16 protein-coding genes and 2 tRNA genes are annotated in these 17,790 nt (G+C 57.9%); 17 read left to right on the top strand and 1 reads right to left on the bottom strand.

The genetic code is table 11. The annotated features are described in order from the left end of the window. The first annotated feature begins 124 nt into the window (after window positions 1–124). Genes carB through Q8O96_RS14330 form a run of 3 tightly spaced genes read left to right on the top strand, consistent with a single transcriptional unit; the run spans window position 125 to window position 4,252 of the window. Window positions 125–3,346, top strand: a complete 3,222-nt coding sequence (gene carB, locus Q8O96_RS14340; protein WP_102861080.1) for a carbamoyl-phosphate synthase large subunit — start codon at window positions 125–127, stop codon at window positions 3,344–3,346. After that, window positions 3,343–3,819: a transcription elongation factor GreA gene (greA, locus tag Q8O96_RS14335; protein WP_011059193.1), complete on the top strand. Its 477-nt coding sequence runs from the start codon at window positions 3,343–3,345 to the stop codon at window positions 3,817–3,819. The genes carB and greA overlap by 4 nt, the downstream gene beginning before the upstream one ends. Window positions 3,820–3,847: 28 nt before the next feature. After that, on the top strand, window positions 3,848–4,252 hold the full coding sequence (locus tag Q8O96_RS14330; RefSeq protein WP_102861081.1) for an MFS transporter: 405 nt from the start codon (window positions 3,848–3,850) through the stop codon (window positions 4,250–4,252). Between the two features lie 12 nt (window positions 4,253–4,264). Here the strand turns inward: Q8O96_RS14330 and Q8O96_RS14325 are convergent, their stop codons facing one another. Further along, the gene (locus Q8O96_RS14325) at window positions 4,265–4,573 is read right to left on the bottom strand and encodes a YhbY family RNA-binding protein (protein WP_102861082.1); all 309 of its coding nucleotides are present in this window, start codon (window positions 4,571–4,573) and stop codon (window positions 4,265–4,267) included. A 104-nt stretch (window positions 4,574–4,677) separates the two neighbouring features. Between Q8O96_RS14325 and rlmE the strand changes: the two genes are divergently transcribed. The 14 genes from rlmE (at window position 4,678) to rpsO (ending at window position 17,654) form a co-directional block, all read left to right on the top strand. Beyond that, window positions 4,678–5,307: a 23S rRNA (uridine(2552)-2'-O)-methyltransferase RlmE gene (gene rlmE, locus Q8O96_RS14320; RefSeq protein ID WP_047283886.1), complete on the top strand. Its 630-nt coding sequence runs from the start codon at window positions 4,678–4,680 to the stop codon at window positions 5,305–5,307. Between the two features lie 201 nt (window positions 5,308–5,508). Then, window positions 5,509–7,413, top strand: coding sequence for an ATP-dependent zinc metalloprotease FtsH (ftsH, locus tag Q8O96_RS14315; protein WP_102861083.1), 1,905 nt, complete (start codon window positions 5,509–5,511; stop codon window positions 7,411–7,413). Window positions 7,414–7,421: 8 nt separating this feature from the next. Beyond that, window positions 7,422–8,273, top strand: coding sequence for a dihydropteroate synthase (folP, locus tag Q8O96_RS14310; protein ID WP_207167051.1), 852 nt, complete (start codon window positions 7,422–7,424; stop codon window positions 8,271–8,273). Window positions 8,274–8,289: 16 nt separating this feature from the next. Then, window positions 8,290–9,627, top strand: a complete 1,338-nt coding sequence (gene glmM / locus Q8O96_RS14305; protein WP_102861085.1) for a phosphoglucosamine mutase — start codon at window positions 8,290–8,292, stop codon at window positions 9,625–9,627. Between the two features lie 66 nt (window positions 9,628–9,693). Next, window positions 9,694–10,449 (top strand): triose-phosphate isomerase, encoded by a 756-nt coding sequence (tpiA, locus tag Q8O96_RS14300; RefSeq protein ID WP_102861086.1) that lies wholly within the window; start codon window positions 9,694–9,696, stop codon window positions 10,447–10,449. A gap of 4 nt (window positions 10,450–10,453) precedes the next feature. After that, complete coding sequence (gene secG / locus Q8O96_RS14295; RefSeq protein WP_015634120.1) at window positions 10,454–10,837, top strand: preprotein translocase subunit SecG; 384 nt, start codon at window positions 10,454–10,456, stop codon at window positions 10,835–10,837. A gap of 29 nt (window positions 10,838–10,866) precedes the next feature. Beyond that, window positions 10,867–10,952, top strand: a tRNA-Leu gene (locus tag Q8O96_RS14290). Between the two features lie 96 nt (window positions 10,953–11,048). Then, window positions 11,049–11,125: transfer RNA gene (locus tag Q8O96_RS14285), tRNA-Met, on the top strand. A gap of 130 nt (window positions 11,126–11,255) precedes the next feature. Continuing rightward, on the top strand, window positions 11,256–11,714 hold the full coding sequence (gene rimP, locus Q8O96_RS14280; RefSeq protein ID WP_041120545.1) for a ribosome maturation factor RimP: 459 nt from the start codon (window positions 11,256–11,258) through the stop codon (window positions 11,712–11,714). Between the two features lie 47 nt (window positions 11,715–11,761). Further along, window positions 11,762–13,243: a transcription termination factor NusA gene (gene nusA / locus Q8O96_RS14275; RefSeq protein WP_011059201.1), complete on the top strand. Its 1,482-nt coding sequence runs from the start codon at window positions 11,762–11,764 to the stop codon at window positions 13,241–13,243. A gap of 27 nt (window positions 13,244–13,270) precedes the next feature. Then, window positions 13,271–15,787 carry a translation initiation factor IF-2 gene (gene infB, locus Q8O96_RS14270; protein ID WP_102861087.1) on the top strand — a complete coding sequence of 839 codons (2,517 nt, stop codon included), beginning with the start codon at window positions 13,271–13,273 and terminating at the stop codon, window positions 15,785–15,787. Between the two features lie 159 nt (window positions 15,788–15,946). Continuing rightward, window positions 15,947–16,348, top strand: a complete 402-nt coding sequence (gene rbfA, locus Q8O96_RS14265; protein WP_016967778.1) for a 30S ribosome-binding factor RbfA — start codon at window positions 15,947–15,949, stop codon at window positions 16,346–16,348. A 3-nt stretch (window positions 16,349–16,351) separates the two neighbouring features. After that, complete coding sequence (truB, locus tag Q8O96_RS14260; protein WP_011059204.1) at window positions 16,352–17,269, top strand: tRNA pseudouridine(55) synthase TruB; 918 nt, start codon at window positions 16,352–16,354, stop codon at window positions 17,267–17,269. A 115-nt stretch (window positions 17,270–17,384) separates the two neighbouring features. Further along, on the top strand, window positions 17,385–17,654 hold the full coding sequence (gene rpsO / locus Q8O96_RS14255) for a 30S ribosomal protein S15 (RefSeq protein ID WP_011059205.1): 270 nt from the start codon (window positions 17,385–17,387) through the stop codon (window positions 17,652–17,654). Window positions 17,655–17,790: the final 136 nt, after the last annotated feature.

Below are 17,790 nucleotides of genomic sequence, written 5' to 3'. Positions count from 1 at the left end.
TTGAAAATGTAGCGAGCAGCGCCTGAGGGCGGCCCCGGCGAGTCCGGCGGAATAATCCCCTCAGGTGCCTCAGAGAATGTTCAAGACGGCTTGCCGACTGACCTGCGGATTTGAGTGACAACCCATGCCAAAACGTACAGACATTAAAAGCATCCTGATTCTTGGCGCTGGCCCGATCGTGATCGGCCAGGCCTGCGAATTCGACTACTCCGGCGCCCAGGCCTGCAAGGCCCTGCGCGAAGAGGGTTACCGGGTCATCCTGGTGAACTCCAACCCGGCCACCATCATGACCGACCCGGCCATGGCCGACGCCACCTACATCGAGCCGATCAAGTGGCAGACCGTTGCCAAGATCATCGAGAAAGAGCGTCCGGATGCGCTGCTGCCAACCATGGGCGGCCAGACGGCTCTGAACTGCGCTCTGGACCTGGAGCGCGAAGGCGTTCTGGAGAAGTTCGGCGTAGAGATGATCGGTGCCAATGCCGATACCATCGACAAGGCTGAGGACCGTTCGCGCTTCGACGCTGCCATGAAGTCCATCGGCCTGGCGTGCCCACGTTCCGGTATCGCTCACAGCATGGAAGAGGCCAATGCAGTCCTCGACAAGCTGGGTTTCCCTTGCATCATCCGTCCGTCCTTCACCATGGGCGGCACCGGTGGCGGTATTGCTTACAACCGTGAAGAGTTCGAAGAGATCTGTGCCCGCGGTCTGGACCTGTCGCCGACCAAGGAACTGCTGATCGACGAATCGCTGATCGGCTGGAAAGAGTACGAGATGGAGGTGGTCCGCGATAAGAAGGACAACTGCATCATCGTCTGCTCCATCGAAAACTTCGACCCGATGGGTGTGCACACCGGTGACTCGATCACCGTAGCTCCGGCACAGACCCTGACCGACAAGGAATACCAGATCCTGCGTAACGCCTCCCTGGCGGTACTGCGTGAGATCGGCGTGGAAACCGGCGGTTCCAACGTGCAGTTCGGCATCTGCCCGAACACTGGCCGCATGGTCGTGATCGAGATGAACCCACGGGTGTCCCGTTCTTCGGCGCTGGCCTCGAAAGCCACGGGTTTCCCGATCGCCAAGGTCGCTGCCAAGCTGGCGGTGGGTTACACCCTGGACGAGCTGTCCAACGACATCACCGGCGGCAAGACTCCAGCCTCCTTCGAGCCGTCCATCGACTACGTCGTGACCAAGCTGCCGCGCTTCGCCTTCGAGAAATTCTCCAAGGCTGACGCGCGCCTGACCACCCAGATGAAGTCGGTGGGTGAAGTCATGGCCATCGGCCGGACCTTCCAGGAATCCCTGCAGAAAGCTCTGCGCGGTCTGGAGGTCGGTGTTTGCGGCCTGGATCCGAAGCTCGACCTGAGCAATCCGGAAAGCATGAACGTCCTCAAGCGCGAGCTGACCGTGCCAGGCGCCGAGCGTATCTGGTACGTGGCTGACGCCTTCCGTGCGGGCATGACCGTCGAGCAGATCTTCGGCATGAACATGATCGATCCTTGGTTCCTGGTGCAGATCGAAGATCTGATCAAGGAAGAAGAGAAGGTCAAGACCTTGGGTCTGTCGGCTATCGGTCGCGACCTGATGTTCCGCTTGAAGCGCAAAGGCTTCTCCGACCAGCGTCTGGCCAAGCTGCTGGGTGTGACCGAGAAGAACCTGCGCACTCACCGTCATAAGCTGGAAGTGTTCCCGGTCTACAAGCGCGTCGACACCTGCGCCGCCGAGTTCGCTACTGACACCGCTTACCTGTACTCGACTTATGAAGAAGAGTGCGAAGCCGCGCCATCGACCCGCGACAAGATCATGATCCTGGGCGGCGGTCCAAACCGTATCGGCCAGGGTATCGAGTTCGACTACTGCTGCGTACACGCTGCACTGGCACTGCGCGACGATGGTTACGAAACCATCATGGTCAACTGCAACCCGGAAACCGTTTCCACCGACTACGACACCTCCGATCGCCTGTACTTCGAGCCAGTAACCCTGGAAGACGTGCTGGAAATCGTCCGCGTCGAGAAGCCAAAAGGCGTGATCGTTCAGTACGGCGGCCAGACTCCGCTGAAGCTGGCCCGTGCTCTGGAAGCGGCCGGTGTGCCGATCATTGGCACCAGTCCTGACGCCATCGACCGTGCCGAAGACCGTGAGCGCTTCCAGCAAATGGTTGAGCGCCTGAACCTGCGTCAGCCGCCAAACGCCACCGTGCGCAGCGAAGACGAAGCGATTCGTGCCGCGACCAAGATCGGTTATCCGCTGGTGGTGCGTCCGTCCTATGTTCTGGGCGGCCGTGCAATGGAAATCGTCTACGAGGAAGAAGAGCTCAAGCGCTACCTGCGTGAAGCGGTGCAAGTGTCCAACGACAGTCCGGTGCTGCTGGATCACTTCCTCAACTGCGCCATCGAGATGGACGTGGATGCGGTCTGCGACGGCACCGACGTGGTGATCGGCGCAATCATGCAGCATATCGAGCAGGCCGGTGTTCACTCCGGTGACTCCGCGTGCTCTCTGCCGCCGTACTCGCTGCCGGCGCACATCCAGGATGAGATGCGTGAGCAGGTCAAGAAAATGGCCCTGGAACTGGGGGTGGTCGGCCTGATGAACGTACAGCTGGCCCTTCAGGGTGAGCAGATCTATGTGATCGAGGTTAACCCGCGTGCTTCCCGCACCGTGCCTTTCGTGTCCAAGTGCATCGGCGTCTCCCTGGCGATGATCGCGGCTCGTGTGATGGCTGGTAAGACTCTGAAAGAGCTGGGCTTTACCAAGGAAATCATCCCGAACTTCTACAGCGTCAAGGAAGCGGTGTTCCCGTTCGCCAAGTTCCCGGGTGTTGACCCGATCCTCGGCCCAGAGATGAAGTCCACCGGTGAAGTCATGGGTGTGGGCGATACTTTCGGTGAGGCTTTCGCCAAGGCCCAGATGGGCGCCAGCGAAGTGCTGCCGACTGGCGGTACTGCATTTATCAGTGTTCGTGACGATGACAAACCTCTGGTTGCAGGAGTGGCCCGTGATCTGATCAACTTGGGCTTCGAAGTGGTCGCTACTGCGGGCACCGCCAAGCTGATCGAAGCGGCCGGCCTGAAAGTGCGTCGTGTGAACAAGGTGACTGAAGGTCGTCCGCATGTGGTCGATATGATCAAGAACGACGAAGTCACCCTGATCATCAACACCACTGAAGGTCGTCAGTCGATTGCTGACTCTTACTCCATTCGTCGTAACGCCTTGCAGCACAAGATCTACTGCACCACCACCATTGCTGCTGGCGAAGCTATCTGCGAAGCGTTGAAGTTCGGTCCGGAAAAAACCGTGCGTCGCTTGCAGGATCTACACGCAGGATTGAAGGCATGAATAAATACCCAATGACCGTCCAGGGCGCTCGCGCCCTGGAAGAAGAGCATGCTCACCTGACCAAGGTCGTGCGTCCTAAGCTCAGCCAGGACATCGGTACGGCCCGCGAGTTGGGTGACTTGAAGGAAAACGCTGAATACCATGCTGCGCGTGAACAGCAAGGCATGGTCGAGGCTCGGATCCGTGATATCGAAGGCCGCCTGCAGAACTCGGTGGTCATCGATGTCACGACCATTCCTCATACCGGCAAGGTGATCTTTGGCACCACGGTCGAGATCGCCAACGTCGAGACTGACGAAAGCGTGACCTACCAGATCGTTGGTGAGGACGAGGCTGATATCAAGCTCGGTAAAATCTCCGTCGGCTCGCCGATTGCTCGTGCCTTGATTGCCAAGGAAGAGGGTGATGTGGTGGCGGTCAAAACGCCTGGCGGTGTAATCGAGTATGAGATTGTCGAAGTCCGTCACATCTGAAAGAAGGCGCCCACTGCATGCGGGCGCCATGCTTTGGCAGCTGACCCAGATGCTGTGGGTCGGCGGCTTATGGCTGTTGCATTTCGGTTTGTTTCCCGTCCTGGGCCAGATTGGCCTTGCTCCCTTGCTGATCGAAGAGATTTCTACCCTGCTCAGTGCTTTGTTGGTGGGCTTTTCGGGGGCGTGCCTGGTTCTGCAGACGCTGGTGCTGATTCAGTCCGAAGGATTGAGAAGTCTTTGGCGGGATATTCGGGGGCAACTGCTGTTGATGGCAATGTATGCGTGCGGCATGTATTTCGCTGTGCGTATTCTGTTGCCTGAAGCTCAACGCTGGCAGTTGTTCAGCTATCTGGTTCTGGGATTTTCCGGCTTGATACTGGTATTGCAGCCGGTGCCAGGATGGGGTGGAAGGGTGCGCCAGGCACACCCTTGACCCGAGTCGACGTCAGTTGAAACGATGGACGTTCGACAATTGCTTGTTTACCTTGGCGTTCTTGCGGTAGATCAGCGCCATCTTGCCGATGACCTGCACCAGATCCGCTTTGCCGGCCTTGCACAGTTCGGCAATGGCTTCCAGGCGCGATTCGCGCTCGAGGATGTTGAGCTTGATCTTGATCAGCTCGTGATCGCTCAAGGCGCGTTCAAGTTCGGCTAGCACACCTTCGGTCAAACCGTTGTCAGCCACAGTCAATACTGGTTTCAGATGGTGGCCAATGGATTTGTACTGTTTCTTCTGCTCTTGAGTGAGCGGCATAATCTGACCCCTGCGTCTGATCTTGTAAAAAGCGGCGGCCAGTTTACCCGAGCGAGTCCGGGACCGCCCAGTTAATCACGACCCGTTTTATTTTGAGGTGGCCCGTGGCCCGTTCCAAAACTAGCCATAACTGGCTGAAAGAGCACTTCAACGACCCATTCGTCAAAATGGCGCAAAAAGATGGGTACCGTTCCCGTGCCAGCTACAAACTGCTGGAGATCCAGGAAAAGGACCGCCTTATCCGTCCTGGCATGAGTGTTATCGACCTGGGGGCTGCCCCGGGGGGCTGGTCGCAGGTGACCAGTCGTCTGATTGGTGGTCAGGGGCGATTGATCGCCTCGGATATCCTGGAAATGGACAGCATCCCCGATGTGACCTTCATTCAAGGGGACTTCACCGAGGATGCGGTGCTGGCGCAGATTCTCGAAGCTGTCGGAAATTCAGAGGTTGACCTTGTGATTTCCGATATGGCCCCCAATATGAGTGGGTTAGCAGCCGTGGACATGCCTCGGGCGATGTTCCTGTGCGAATTGGCGCTGGATCTTGCGGGTAGGGTACTACGGCCAGGTGGTGATTTTCTGATCAAGATTTTCCAAGGTGAAGGTTTTGATGAGTACCACAAGAGCGTTCGGCAGATGTTCGAGAAAGTGCAGATGCGCAAACCGACATCTTCCCGTGACCGTTCTCGGGAGCAATATCTGCTGGGGCGGGGCTTTCGTGGTCGCAGCGAGTAAGTAAGGTTTTTGACTGGGGTGATAGGATTTTCGTATTTCGCCCCGTCAGATTAAACGCATATTGTGTAGTCTAAGTTTCACATAGGGTTACAGACAGCGCCTGCCAGAGCTGTAGGTAATGTAGTAAGTTAGGCCGGTGAATATCATGCGAAGCGCGCGCCAGTAGCGGCGCTTGCTTCAGAGGGTAGTTAATTGAACGACATGGCAAAGAATCTGATCCTTTGGTTGATCATCGCTGCCGTCCTTGTGACGGTGATGAACAACTTCTCCAGCCCTAACGAGCCGCAAACCCTCAACTACTCCGACTTCATCCAGCAAGTTAAGGATGGCAAGGTCGAGCGCGTAGCTGTTGATGGCTACGTTATTACCGGCAAGCGCAGCGATGGCGATACCTTCAAAACCATCCGTCCTGCCATTCAGGACAATGGTCTGATCGGCGATTTGGTGGACAACCATGTCGTGGTCGAGGGCAAGCAGCCCGAGCAACAAAGTATCTGGACCCAACTGCTGGTAGCCAGTTTCCCGATCCTGGTGATCATTGCCGTCTTCATGTTCTTCATGCGGCAAATGCAGGGTGGCGCAGGTGGCAAGGGCGGGCCGATGAGCTTTGGCAAGAGCAAGGCGCGTCTGCTCTCTGAAGATCAGGTGAAAACCACTCTCGCTGACGTTGCTGGTTGTGACGAGGCCAAAGAGGAAGTTGGCGAGCTGGTTGAATTCCTTCGTGATCCAGGCAAGTTCCAGCGCCTGGGTGGCCGTATTCCTCGCGGCGTGCTGATGGTGGGGCCACCGGGCACCGGTAAGACCTTGCTGGCCAAGGCCATTGCGGGCGAAGCCAAGGTGCCGTTCTTCACTATCTCCGGTTCCGATTTCGTCGAGATGTTCGTTGGTGTTGGTGCCAGCCGTGTTCGCGACATGTTCGAACAGGCCAAGAAACATGCTCCATGCATCATTTTTATCGATGAGATCGACGCTGTCGGTCGTCACCGTGGTGCCGGCATGGGCGGCGGTCATGATGAGCGTGAGCAGACCCTCAACCAATTGCTGGTTGAGATGGACGGCTTTGAAATGAACGATGGCATCATTGTTATCGCCGCCACCAACCGTCCTGACGTGCTTGACCCAGCGCTGCTGCGGCCCGGTCGTTTCGACCGCCAGGTAGTGGTTGGTCTGCCGGATATTCGCGGTCGTGAGCAGATTCTCAAGGTCCACATGCGCAAAGTGCCAATGGGCGAAGATGTTGCTCCGGCGGTGATTGCGCGTGGTACGCCGGGCTTCTCCGGTGCCGACTTGGCAAACCTGGTAAACGAGGCCTCGCTGTTCGCGGCTCGTACCGGTAAGCGCATTGTCGAAATGAAGGAGTTTGAACTGGCCAAGGACAAGATCATGATGGGCGCAGAGCGCAAATCCATGGTCATGTCCGAGAAAGAGAAGCAGAACACCGCTTATCACGAAGCTGGCCACGCCATTGTTGGTCGAGTTGTGCCTGAGCATGACCCAGTCTACAAAGTCTCGATCATTCCTCGCGGTCGGGCATTGGGCGTCACCATGTTCTTGCCGGAGGAGGATCGCTATAGCTTGTCCAAGCGAGCCCTGATCAGCCAGATCTGCTCGCTCTATGGCGGTCGTATTGCAGAAGAGATGACGCTGGGTTTTGACGGTGTGACCACTGGCGCATCCAACGACATCATGCGCGCCAGCCAGATTGCTCGGAACATGGTCACCAAGTGGGGGCTCTCCGAAAAACTCGGCCCGCTGATGTATGCGGAAGAAGAGGGCGAAGTGTTCCTGGGGCGCAGTGCAGGCAGTCAGCATGCCAGTTTGTCCGCTGAAACAGCGAAACTGATCGACTCCGAAGTACGCAGCATCATTGATCAGTGCTATGGCACCGCCAAGCAGATCCTCACTGATAACCGCGACAAACTGGACGCCATGGCAGATGCCTTGATGAAGTACGAAACCATCGATGCTGATCAGATTGACGACATCATGGCTGGGCGTACTCCGCGTGAACCTCGTGATTGGGAGGGCGGTTCGGGTACTACTCCTCCAGTAGTGCAAAACGAACGTCCGGAAACACCCATTGGCGGCCCTGCTGCCGACCACTAAGGTTTTAAATGACTTCTGTTCCTTCCTCCACCCGGTTGCCTTGCGGCAACCGGGTTCTTGATTTGGCCCGTGCGCATGTCATGGGCATTCTCAATGTAACCCCCGATTCCTTCTCCGATGGCGGTCGCTTCAGTCAACTGGATGTCGCCTTGCGGCATGCAGAGGCCATGGTTCTTGCTGGTGCTACGCTGATCGATATCGGTGGCGAGTCGACGCGGCCGGGTGCTCGTGCGGTATCGCCCCTGGAAGAGTTGGAACGTGTGGCCCCGGTCGTGGAGCGAATTAATCGCGAGCTGGATGTGGTTATTTCTGTTGATACCTCGACGCCGGCCGTCATGCGTGAAACCGCTCGCCTGGGAGCGGGGTTGATCAATGATGTGCGCGCACTGCGTCGTGATGGTGCCCTGGATGCGGCGGCTGCTACTGGTTTGCCTGTATGCCTGATGCATATGCTCGGTGAGCCTGGCGATATGCAAGACAACCCGCATTACCAGGATGTCACTCGGGAAGTGAGTGAGTTTTTGGTTGAGCGGATGGCGGCGTGTGCGTCGGTGGGGATCGAGGCTGAGCGGATTGTTCTTGACCCGGGCTTTGGTTTTGCCAAGACCCTGCAGCACAACTTGAGTCTGTTCAAGCATATGGAGGCCTTGCATGCCCTTGGGCGTCCCCTGCTGGTCGGGGTGTCGCGCAAAAGCATGATTGGCCAGTCCCTGAATCGGCCTGTGGCCGAGCGATTGCACGGTAGCCTGGCACTGGCGGCACTGGCGGTGACCAAGGGCGCGAAGATTATCCGCGTCCATGATGTCGCCGAAACGGTGGATGTGGTGCGAATGATTGCGGCAGTGGAATCCGCTGAATAAGAACGATGGAGTACTTATGACTAAGAAATATTTTGGCACCGACGGCATTCGTGGTCGTGTGGGCGAATACCCTATTACTCCAGACTTCATGCTCAAGCTCGGCTGGGCGGCGGGTATGGCTTTCCGCAGCATGGGGGCTTGCCGTGTGCTGGTAGGTAAGGACACGCGTATCTCTGGGTACATGTTCGAATCGGCTCTCGAGGCAGGGCTATCTGCTGCCGGTGCAGATGTCATGCTGTTGGGGCCGATGCCAACTCCGGCTATCGCCTATCTGACGCGCACCTTCCATGCGGAGGCCGGGATTGTCATCAGTGCTTCGCACAATCCCCATGATGACAACGGCATCAAGTTCTTCTCGGGTGAGGGCACCAAGTTGCCTGACGAGGTGGAGTTGATGATCGAGGAGTTACTGGATGCGCCCATGACCGTGGTGGAGTCGAGCAAGCTCGGCAAGGTGTCGCGGATCAACGATGCATCGGGGCGCTATATCGAATTCTGCAAGAGCAGCGTGCCATCGAGCACCAGTTTTGCAGGCTTGAAGATCGTCCTGGACTGCGCTCATGGCGCCACCTACAAGGTCGCGCCGAGTGTATTCCGCGAGTTGGGTGCGCAAGTCACGGTTCTATCTGCGCAGCCTAATGGCTTGAACATCAACGAGAACTGCGGTTCGACTCATATGTCGCAATTGCAGGCAGCGGTCTTGGCTGAGCACGCGGATCTGGGTATTGCCTTTGATGGCGACGGTGACCGGGTGCTGATGGTCGACCAGACCGGTGCAATTGTTGACGGTGATGAGCTGCTGTTCATCATCGCCCGGGACCTGCATGAGCGTGACAAGTTGCAAGGCGGTGTGGTCGGGACGCTTATGAGCAATCTGGGGCTGGAGCTGGCTCTGGCGGATCTGGGTATTCCTTTTGTCCGGGCCAACGTAGGTGATCGTTATGTGATTGCTGAGCTGCTTGAGCGCAACTGGTTGGTGGGTGGAGAGAATTCCGGCCATATCGTGTGCTTCCGCCACGCGACCACTGGTGATGCGATCATCGCCGCGCTTCAGGTGCTGATGGCGCTCAAGGCGCGCGGTGAAAGTCTGGCGCAATCACGCCAAGGGCTGCGCAAATGCCCTCAAGTGCTGGTCAATGTCCGTTTTGGTGGGGGCGAGAGCCCGGTTGAGCATCCTGCTGTGAAAGAGGCTTGCGAGCGCGTTACGACTGCTATGGCGGGGCGTGGTCGGGTTCTGCTGCGCAAGTCCGGTACTGAGCCGCTGGTGCGTGTCATGGTCGAAGGTGACGATGAAGCTCAGGTTCGAGCCTACGCCGATGAGCTGGCAAAACTGGTTGCTGAAGTTTCTGCCTGATTTCGGCTTGCCAGTGTTGTTTTGGTTGGGTAACATCTGCGCCCACTTTGACCGACGAGGTACAGCATGCGTCGCCCTATGGTAGCTGGTAACTGGAAGATGCACGGTACCCGCGCCAGCGTCGCTGAGCTGATCAACGGCCTTCGTCATCTGGCCTTGCCAAGCGGTGTTGATGTCGCGGTATTCCCGCCTTGCTTGTATATCAATCAAGTGATTGATGGCTTGAAAGGCAAGTCGATTCAGGTCGGCGCGCAGAACTCTGCGGTGGAATCCATGCAAGGTGCGTTGACGGGCGAAATCGCCCCGAGTCAATTGGTGGACGCAGGTTGTTCCCTGGTGCTGGTTGGGCACTCTGAGCGCCGCATGATCATGGGCGAGCGGGACGCGACGCTTAACCGCAAGTTCGCTGCGGCACAGGCTTGTGGCCTTAAGCCGATTCTGTGTGTGGGGGAGACCCTCGAGCAGCGCGAAGCGGGGAAGACTCTGGAAGTTGTCGGGCGTCAGCTGGGCAGCATCATTGAAGAGTTGGGTGTTGGCGCATTCGCCAGTGCTGTTATCGCTTACGAGCCGGTCTGGGCCATTGGTACCGGACTGACTGCAACACCGCAACAGGCGCAGGATGTGCACGCAGCCATTCGCGCGCAGTTGGCGGCAGAGAATTCTGAAGTGGCACGAGGAGTGCGGCTTCTATACGGCGGCAGCGTGAAGGCGGCCAATGCGGTCGAACTGTTCGGCATGCCGGATATCGATGGGGGGCTCATTGGTGGAGCTTCCCTGAATGCAGATGAGTTCGGTGCGATCTGTCGCGCCGCGGGAAACTGAAAAAATGCTGGAAACAGTCGTAGTCGTTTTTCATCTGCTGGGTGCCCTGGGCGTAGTTGCTCTGGTTTTGCTGCAGCAGGGTAAAGGTGCGGATGCTGGCGCGTCTTTCGGTGCAGGTGCTTCAAATACTGTGTTCGGAAGCCAAGGTTCCTCTACCTTTCTTAGTAAGTTTACTGCTATACTTGCCGCCGGTTTCTTCATAACCAGCTTGGGGTTAGGTTACTTTGCTAAAGAGAAAGCTCATCAGCTGACTCAAGTAGGTTTGCCAGATCCAGCAGTGCTTGAAGTACCAAAGCAAAAACCGGCTTCTGATGATGTCCCGGTGCTCCAAGAGCAAAAGTCGGCCAATAGTGCGACTGACGTACCTCCAGCTCCAGAGCAGAAGTAAGAAGAGTTTCACGCAGTAACGTAGTCTATGCCGAGGTGGTGGAATTGGTAGACACGCAACCTTGAGGTGGTTGTGCCCATAGGGTGTAGGGGTTCGAGTCCCCTTCTCGGTACCAATTGTCAGGAGAGCCCGCGGTTGCGGGCTTTCTTGTAGGTGGAAGGTTACATTGACCCAAAAAGGGATCAGTCGTATACTTCCGCCCCAGCTTTGTCGCGGGGTGGAGCAGTCTGGTAGCTCGTCGGGCTCATAACCCGAAGGTCGTCGGTTCAAATCCGGCCCCCGCAACCAGTTTTAGCGGAGCCCCTTTTCAGGGGCTTTTTGTTAGCTGGACACTTTACAGCGCCGCTATTCAACGGCGTTTCCGGGATGGGCGCTTCGCCCATTTTTTATTTGCACAAGCATGCACGAGGGGGTTCAGGTGTCGAGCAAGCTAGAACAGTTGCAGGCCTTGTTGGCCCCGGTGGTCGTGGCCCTTGGCTATGAATGCTGGGGTATTGAGTTTTCGGCTCAGGGTCGCCACTCATTGTTGCGCGTTTATATCGATAAAGAAGGCGGTGTGTTGGTGGACGATTGCGCCATCGTCAGCCGTCAGATCAGTGGTGTTCTCGACGTGGAAGACCCGATCTCCGTTGAATACACCCTTGAAGTTTCCTCTCCTGGCATGGAACGCCCACTGTTCACCCTTGAACAGTTCGCCAAGTATGTCGGTGAGCAAGTGAAGATCAAGCTGCGCTCGCCTTTCGAAGGTCGGCGTAATTTTCAGGGCCTTCTCCGCGGGGTGGAGGAGCAGGACGTCGTGGTGCAGGTGGATGATCACGAGTTTCTGTTGCCGATCGATATGATCGACAAGGCCAACATTATTCCCAGTTTTGACTGAGACGCGGATCCCGCGGATCCAATGGCTTGCGAAAGGCGAGGCGTACGATGAGCAAAGAAGTACTGCTGGTTGTTGAGTCGGTATCCAATGAAAAGGGTGTACCGGCAAGCGTGATTTTTGAAGCGCTGGAGCTGGCCCTGGCCACTGCTACCAAAAAGCGTTTTGAAGACGAAGTGGACCTGCGTGTGGAAATCAATCGCCACACCGGTTCCTATGAAACTTTCCGTCGCTGGACGGTGGTTGAAGAAGCCGATCTGGATGATCCAGCGGTCGAGACCTGGTTGAGCAAGGCGCGTGAAACCCATCCCGACGCTAAAGTCGGTGATGTGATCGAAGAGAAAATCGAATCCATCGAGTTCGGCCGCATCGCTGCCCAGACCGCCAAGCAGGTCATTGTGCAGAAAGTTCGCGAAGCCGAGCGCGCACAGGTGGTTGATGCCTATCGCGAGCGCCTGGGAGAAATCATCTCCGGCACCGTGAAAAAAGTGACACGTGACAACGTGATCGTTGACCTGGGTAACAACGCTGAAGCGTTGCTGGCCCGTGAAGACATCATCTCCCGTGAGACTTTCCGGGTTGGCGTGCGCCTGCGTGCGCTGCTCAAGGAAATCCGCACCGAGAACCGCGGCCCGCAACTGATCCTGTCGCGTACCGCGCCGGAAATGCTGATCGAGCTGTTCCGTATCGAAGTGCCGGAAATTGCCGAAGGCCTGATCGAAGTTATGGCCGCCTCCCGTGATCCGGGTTCGCGCGCCAAGATCGCAGTCCGCTCCAAAGACAAACGCATCGACCCGCAGGGCGCGTGCATTGGTATGCGCGGTTCGCGCGTCCAGGCCGTTTCCGGCGAGTTGGGCGGTGAGCGTGTGGACATCGTCCTGTGGGACGAGAACCCGGCGCAGTTCGTGATCAATGCCATGTCGCCGGCTGAGGTCGCGGCAATTATCGTTGACGAAGATGCCCATGCCATGGACATCGCCGTTGGCGCAGACAATCTGGCTCAGGCCATCGGTCGCGGTGGTCAGAACGTGCGTCTGGCCAGCCAATTGACTGGCTGGACCCTGAACGTGATGACCGAATCGGACATCCAGGCCAAGCAGCAAGCAGAAACCGGCGACATCCTGCGCAATTTCATCGATGAGCTGGAAGTCGATGAAGAACTGGCACAGGTTCTGGTTGATGAAGGCTTCACCAGCCTGGAAGAGATTGCCTACGTACCGCTGGAAGAAATGCTCAACATCGACGGCTTTGACGAAGACATCGTCAACGAGCTTCGCGCTCGGGCCAAGGATCGCTTGTTGACTAAAGCCATCGCTACTGAGGAAAAGCTGGCAGACGCCCATCCGGCCGAAGACCTGCTCTCGCTTGAGGGTATGGACAAGGATTTGGCGATGGAACTGGCGGTGCGCGGCGTAATTACCCGCGAAGACCTGGCCGAGCAGTCTATTGACGACCTGCTCGACATCGACGGCATTGACGATGATCGTGCCGGCAAGTTGATCATGGCCGCCCGAGCCCACTGGTTCGAGTAATTAGGCGCGGCCTGAGGAGAGAAGTGCATGACGCAAGTCACGGTGAAACAACTGGCCGATGAGGTCAAAACACCGGTAGAGCGCCTGCTGCAGCAGATGCGTGAGGCAGGTCTGCCGCACACCGCCGCCGAGGAACATGTGAGCGACAGTGAGAAGCAGTCGTTGCTGACTCATCTGAAAAGCAGCCACAAGGCGAAAGTGGAAGAACCACGCAAGATCACTTTGCAGCGCAAGACCACCAGCACCCTGCGTGTTGCTGGCAGCAAGAGCATCAGCGTTGAAGTGCGCAAGAAGAAAGTCTTCGTGCAGCGCAGCCCGGAAGAAATTGAAGCCGAGCGTCAACGCGAACTGGAAGAACGCCGCGCAGTAGAAAATGCTGCTCGTCAAAAGGCTGAAGAAGAAGCCAAGCGTCGCGCCGAAGAAGAAGCGCGTCGCCAGCCTGCTCCGGTTGCCGAGCCTGTTGCCGCGCAAGCTGCTGCAGCCCCTGCACCTGCGCCTGTGGTCGAAGCTGTGCAAGAAGCACCAGTGGCCGCTCCGGCGCCGGTTGCCGAGCGCAAGAAAGACGAGCAGCGCCGTCCGGACAAGTCCCGCAACGACGACAACCGTCGCAGCGGCGATGGCGAGCGCAAAAACGCTCCGCATCGTGCTTCGGTCAAGGAAAAGGCGCCAGCGCCGCGCGTTGCTCCACGTACCACCGACGAAGAAAGCGATGGCTTCCGTCGTGGCGGTCGCGGCAAGGCTAAGCTGAAGAAGCGCAATGCTCACGGTTTCCAGAGCCCAACCGGGCCAGTGGTACGTGACGTGCAGATCGGCGAGACCATCACTGTGGGCGAACTGGCCCAGCAGATGTCGGTCAAGGCTGCCGAAGTCATCAAGTTCATGTTCAAGCTGGGTACTCCAGCCACCATCAACCAGGTTCTGGATCAGGAAACTGCCCAGCTGGTTGCTGAAGAACTGGGCCACAAAGTGACCCTGGTCAGCGACACCGCCCTGGAAGATTCCCTGGCCGAGTCCCTGAAGTTCGAAGGTGAAGCGGTTGCCCGTGCGCCGGTCGTGACCGTAATGGGCCACGTTGACCACGGTAAGACCTCGTTGCTGGACTACATCCGTCGCGCCAAAGTGGCCGCGGGCGAAGCCGGTGGCATTACCCAGCACATCGGTGCCTACCACGTAGAAACCGAGCGCGGCATGGTCACCTTCCTCGACACCCCTGGTCACGCCGCGTTTACCGCCATGCGTGCCCGTGGTGCCAAGGCCACCGACATCGTGATCCTGGTGGTTGCAGCGGACGACGGCGTGATGCCACAGACCGTTGAAGCTGTTCAGCACGCTCAAGCTGCCGGCGTTCCGCTGGTGGTTGCGGTGAACAAGATCGACAAGCCGGGCGCCGACCTGGACCGTATCCGCAGTGAACTCTCGGTTCACGGCGTGACGTCGGAAGATTGGGGTGGCGATACGCCGTTCGTACCGGTCTCCGCGAAAATGGGTACCGGTGTCGACGACCTGCTCGAAGCAGTTCTGCTGCAAGCCGAAGTACTGGAACTCAAGGCGACTCCTTCGGCTCCTGGCCGTGGTGTCGTGGTTGAATCCCGTCTCGACAAGGGCCGCGGCCCGGTAGCCACCGTACTGGTTCAGGACGGTACGCTGCGTCAAGGCGACATGGTGCTGGTCGGCTCGAACTACGGCCGCGTGCGCGCCATGCTCGACGAGAACGGTAAGCCAATCAAGGAAGCCGGTCCTTCTATCCCGGTCGAGATCCTCGGCCTGGACGGTACCCCGGACGCTGGCGACGAGATGAGCGTAGTGGCCGACGAGAAGAAAGCCCGTGAAGTGGCTCTGTTCCGTCAAGGCAAGTTCCGCGAAGTCAAACTGGCTCGTGCTCACGCCGGCAAGCTGGAAAACATCTTCGAAAGCATGGGCCAGGAAGAGAAGAAGACGCTCAACATCGTCCTCAAATCCGACGTCCGTGGTTCGTTGGAAGCTCTGCAAGGCGCTCTGAACGGCCTGGGCAACGACGAAGTGCAAGTGCGTGTAGTGGGCGGCGGCGTCGGTGGTATCACCGAAAGCGACGCCAACCTGGCACTGGCCTCCAACGCTGTACTGTTCGGCTTCAACGTGCGTGCCGATGCCGGCGCCCGGAAGATCGTCGAGCAGGAAGGTCTGGATATGCGTTACTACAACGTGATCTACGACATCATCGAAGACGTCAAGAAAGCCCTGACCGGTATGTTGGGCAGCGACGTTCGGGAGAACATCCTGGGTGTTGCCGAAGTTCGCGACGTGTTCCGCTCGCCGAAGTTTGGCGCGATCGCCGGTTGCATGGTCATCGAAGGTGTCGTGCACCGTAACCGTCCAATCCGTGTACTGCGTGAAGACATCGTTATCTTCGAAGGCGAGCTGGAATCCCTGCGCCGCTTCAAGGATGACGCCTCCGAAGTGCGTGCCGGCATGGAATGCGGTATCGGCGTGAAGAGCTACAACGACGTCAAAGTCGGTGACAAGATCGAAGTCTTCGAGAAGGTCCAGGTTGCTCGCAGCCTCTAACTCGCGCACTTCAAGAGCCCTGGTGGCCCGCCGCATGCAAGTGCCCGGCGCCTCCAGCGGCCTCTAAACGCAACGCCCGGTCTGGCTCCTGCCAGGCCGGGCGTTTGCCGCTTTCAGACCACACGGGTTTCACCGTGAGGCAGTAACAGGTAACAAGACATGGCAAAAGAATACAGCCGTACCCAACGCATCGGTGATCAGATGCAGCGCGAACTGGCGCAGCTGATCCGTCGCGAAGTCAAGGATCCACGCGTCGGCCTGGTGACTATCACCGCCGTGGAAGTCAGCCGTGATGTCGGTCACGCGAAGATTTTCATCACCGTGATGGGCCAGGAAAACGCCGAAGAGATCGCCCAGAGCATCAAGGTGCTGAACTCGGCGGCAGGTTTCCTGCGCATGCAACTGGCCAAGGAAATGAAGCTGCGCAGCGTGCCGCAACTGCACTTCCATTACGACGAAAGCGTGGCCCGCGGGGCACACCTGTCGGCCCTGATCGAGCGTGCCGTGGCTGAAGACAGCCAGCATGGCGACGCGCCTGCCCCTGAAGACGCCAAGGAGTAAGCGGTGGCTCAGGTCAAGCGTATCCGTCGTAACGTCAGCGGCATCATCCTCCTGGACAAGCCGCTGGGCTTCACCTCCAATGCGGCGCTGCAGAAAGTCCGCTGGTTGCTCAATGCCGAGAAGGCCGGTCACACCGGCAGTCTCGATCCCCTGGCCACCGGTGTGCTGCCGCTGTGCTTCGGTGAGGCCACCAAGTTCTCGCAATACCTGCTCGATTCCGACAAGGGTTACGAAACCCTGGCGCAGTTGGGCAAGACCACCACCACCGCGGATGCTGAAGGCGAAGTTTTGCAGACCCGCGAAGTGACCGTTGGTCGTGCCGATATCGAAGCGGTATTGCCGGAATTTCGCGGCGAAATCAAACAGATACCGCCGATGTACTCCGCCCTCAAGCGTGATGGCCAGCCACTCTACAAACTGGCTCGTGCAGGGGAAGTGGTGGAGCGCGAACCGCGTTCTGTTACTATTGCGCGCTTGGAATTACTCGCCTTTGAAGGCGACACTGCGCGCCTGGCGGTGGACTGCAGCAAAGGCACCTATATCCGCACCCTGGTGGAAGATATTGGTGAAAAGCTCGGCTGCGGTGCTTACGTTGCAGAACTGCGACGGACCCAGGCCGGACCTTTCAGCTTGGCCCAGACGGTCACCCTGGAAGAGCTTGAAGCCGTGCACGCCGAAGGCGGCAATGAAGCGGTAGATCGCTTCCTGATGCCATCGGACAGCGGCCTGCTGGATTGGCCACTGCTGCAGTTCTCGGAGCACAGCGCGTTCTACTGGCTCAATGGCCAGCCGGTACGTGCCCCGGATGCACCGAAGTTCGGCATGGTGCGGGTACAGGATCACAACGGCCGCTTCATCGGTATCGGTGAAGTGAGCGAAGACGGGCGCATCGCGCCGCGTCGACTGATTCGGTCAGAATGACCGGACGAGGGTGGCTGTTAACAGGCACGGTCACTACTCATTTATAGATACAGGGATTTGTCCCTGGCCTGTTGAAACTGTTCTTGAACAGTTTCCTGATATAAGGATTGCCCACATGGCACTCAGCGTTGAAGAAAAAGCTCAGATCGTAACCGACTACCAGCAAGCTGTTGGTGACACTGGTTCGCCAGAAGTGCAAGTTGCACTGCTGACCGCCAACATCAACAAACTGCAAGGTCACTTCAAAGCCAACGGTAAAGACCACCACTCCCGTCGTGGCCTGATCCGCATGGTAAACCAGCGTCGTAAGCTGCTGGACTACCTGAAAGGCAAAGACCTGAGCCGTTACAGCACCCTGATCGGTCGTCTGGGTCTGCGTCGCTAATCAGCGATTGCGCTATGAGGTTGGTTGTTTGCCATGCGTCAGCGGTTTTTCCGCCGGCGTATGGCAGGCTCCCAGCCTCAAGTTTTATCTGCTGCACCGTTTTACCTGGACAATAAAGGCTGGGCCGATTCCCCGC

The organism is Pseudomonas sp. LPH60 (assembly GCF_030718165.1).
GTDB classification, from domain to species: domain Bacteria; phylum Pseudomonadota; class Gammaproteobacteria; order Pseudomonadales; family Pseudomonadaceae; genus Aquipseudomonas; species Aquipseudomonas danubii.
This window is presented reverse-complemented; position numbering and strand designations above follow the sequence as displayed.